Source organism: Roseburia amylophila (assembly GCF_025567465.1).
GTDB lineage: Bacteria > Bacillota > Clostridia > Lachnospirales > Lachnospiraceae > Roseburia_C > Roseburia_C amylophila.
Genome location: NZ_JAOQKI010000022.1, coordinates 1 through 2,278 on the forward strand (window position 1 = coordinate 1; position 2,278 = coordinate 2,278).

Here is a 2,278-nt window from a genome sequence, read left to right on the forward strand (position 1 = left end):
CCTGATATCAGCCATAGCTTCGGAAAATAGTCTGGTATTGCCTGTGGCAATATCGTCCATTCCTTCCTTAATCTGACGTAAAGGGAACGCTGCATTTTCTTTTCTGCGATAAATGTTCCTTTTCCTGATTTTTTCTCCAGGTATCCTTGACTGTCCAGTGCGGCAAAGGCTTTTCTTACAGTAACACGGCTGACATGGTATTGTTCGCTTAGTTCATTTTCTGTCGGGAGTAAGTGTTGCATTGGTGATCTTGTCCAGAATCAGTTTTTCAAGCTGTTTATAAAGTGGTGTGGCTATGGCATTATCAAGTTCCATTTAATGAAAATTCCTTTCTGGTAAATAAAAAAACAGATATTGTAATCTGATTTTATAGTTGAATACTTTTGTGTATATATAATAATACATTTGAGACTATTTGTATATGCAGATTTGTTCTTTTGTAGCAAAAAAAAGAAAAAATATTGAAAAATAAAATACAAACTTCTATGCTTTCAGTATAACAATATAATACAAAAATGAGTTGGATGATATTGATAAATGCATCTATGAGCACATTTGCAAGTATCAAAAAGATACATTTTGAAATAGAATATGTATTATAATGTATTTTTGCTATGCAGATACAATAAAAAATAATAAGGAAAATTGGTCAATTTAACGAAAAAAATAGATAGTATTGACAAAGAAATTGTGCAGATATACTATTGTATCAGATACAAAGTGATACATATCAAATGCGAGATATGAAATTACTATTGTACGTACTACCAATAAAGACATGCGCATGATCTTAGAATTATTATGGAGAATACAGGAGGAAGAAATGAAATTTGCACCAATGAATTATCATTATTTGAGATATTCGCTGAAGAAATTCCTGGACAAGGTAGAACAGTCAGTATTTAACAGTATTGATCTGTATTGTAGTGCACCACAGTTTAATATATTTGATTATTCTCTTTTTTCATTACTTGAATTGGAAAAGGAGATTAGGAGAAGAGACCTAAGTGTTATGGCAATGACACCGGAGAATTGTACATACCCGGTTAACTTCTGCACACAGGATAGAGGAACACGTGAGTCCAGTATTCGTTATTATCAGCGAGCTATTGATACGGCGGAATTTCTTGGCTGCCATAAAGTTCAGATCAGTACCGGATTTGGATATTTCGATCAGTCACCGGAAGATGCATGGAAGTATTGCAGGGATTCTCTGCAGCAGTTGGGTGCTTATTGTGAGAAAAAGAATGTGGAGCTGATGCTGGAGGAGTTGAAGGTAACAACAACAAATGTGCTGATAAAAAGTTCAGATCTGAAACGAATGATAGAAGAGACAGGCTCATCTCACATACATGGTATGGTAGATCTGGATCAGATGACCTACGCCGAAGAAAGCATAGATGACTATATGGATAATTTAGGTGCTCAGCTTGTTCATGTGCATTTTAACGATCGGGGACACACAGTTCCCGGAGACGGAGATTATCCAATGAAAAAGTATTATAAAGATCTGAAGCGCAGAGGATATGAGGGGACAATTTCGTTTGAAATATGTGACCGTCGTTATTACTGTGATCCGGATAAGGTAATTGATGACATTACAGAATGGCTTAGGAATAACACAACAGAATTAAGTTAATAAGGTGGATATCTATCCATTTTATATAGAAAATGAAAAAGAATCTGCCGGTTTATATATCCATAGACAAAGACATCTTGGATAAACAATATACGGAGACAAACTGGAGCCAGGGGAACATGTCACTTCCGATGCTGGAACGTTTGCTGTCGCATTTTCTGGAAAACGGAAATATACTTGGCATTGATATCTGTGGAGAATGTCAGCAGGGAATTCCACTGCCGGAATATCTGCAGGCTGAAGAACTGAATGAAGAAACGAATCAGAAATTATTTGAGTTCCTGTCCCATTATATTTTATAACATTCTAAAGTAGAAAATAGGATAAAACCCCACAAGAGGTGTCGGTTGCGGCACCTCTTTTTTCGTGCTAAACTTTAACTTAAGCGAGAAATTATTTGAATTATATTGAAAGACAAAAAATTGGGAGAGGATGATGGCTGAATGGAAATAAAAAGTATTTTAATCAAAGATACAACCAGGGAAGAGCGGATTCGTATCGTGCAGGAGGGCCTGAACCAGTGCGGAGGAGCCTGTGATTTTTGCAATGGCTGCGATAATTTAGGTGGCGGTTCCATGGATGCATTTTATGAGCCTTATATCAACGGCGAAAAGGAGTTGCGGGAAATCAATGAGGAAT

General features: G+C 36.4%; 4 protein-coding genes. 3 read left to right on the plus strand and 1 reads right to left on the minus strand.

What is annotated here, in order from left to right; translation table 11 throughout:
• Positions 1–242, minus strand: a 242-nt coding sequence (locus tag OCV43_RS11890; RefSeq protein ID WP_262624180.1) for a GntR family transcriptional regulator, incomplete at its 3' end; no start/stop codon positions are given.
• A 581-nt stretch (positions 243–823) separates the two neighbouring features.
• On the opposite strand from OCV43_RS11890, the gene OCV43_RS11895 reads away from it, so the two are divergent.
• The 3 genes from OCV43_RS11895 to OCV43_RS11905 all read left to right on the plus strand — a co-directional run.
• Positions 824–1,639 (plus strand): sugar phosphate isomerase/epimerase family protein, encoded by an 816-nt coding sequence (locus tag OCV43_RS11895; RefSeq protein ID WP_262624181.1) that lies wholly within the window; start codon positions 824–826, stop codon positions 1,637–1,639.
• 119 nt (positions 1,640–1,758) lie between these two features.
• Positions 1,759–1,941 (plus strand): hypothetical protein, encoded by a 183-nt coding sequence (locus tag OCV43_RS11900; protein ID WP_262624182.1) that lies wholly within the window; start codon positions 1,759–1,761, stop codon positions 1,939–1,941.
• 141 nt (positions 1,942–2,082) lie between these two features.
• The coding region (locus OCV43_RS11905) for a hypothetical protein (protein WP_262624183.1) at positions 2,083–2,278 on the plus strand (196 nt) is incomplete at its 3' end.

Bases quoted from the DNA above. Each gene is read 5' to 3' on its own strand.
- OCV43_RS11895 (WP_262624181.1), top strand. From the start codon at position 824: ATGAAATTTGCACCAATGAATTATCATTATTTGAGATATTCGCTGAAG.
- OCV43_RS11900 (WP_262624182.1), top strand. From the start codon at position 1,759: ATGTCACTTCCGATGCTGGAACGTTTGCTGTCGCATTTTCTGGAAAAC.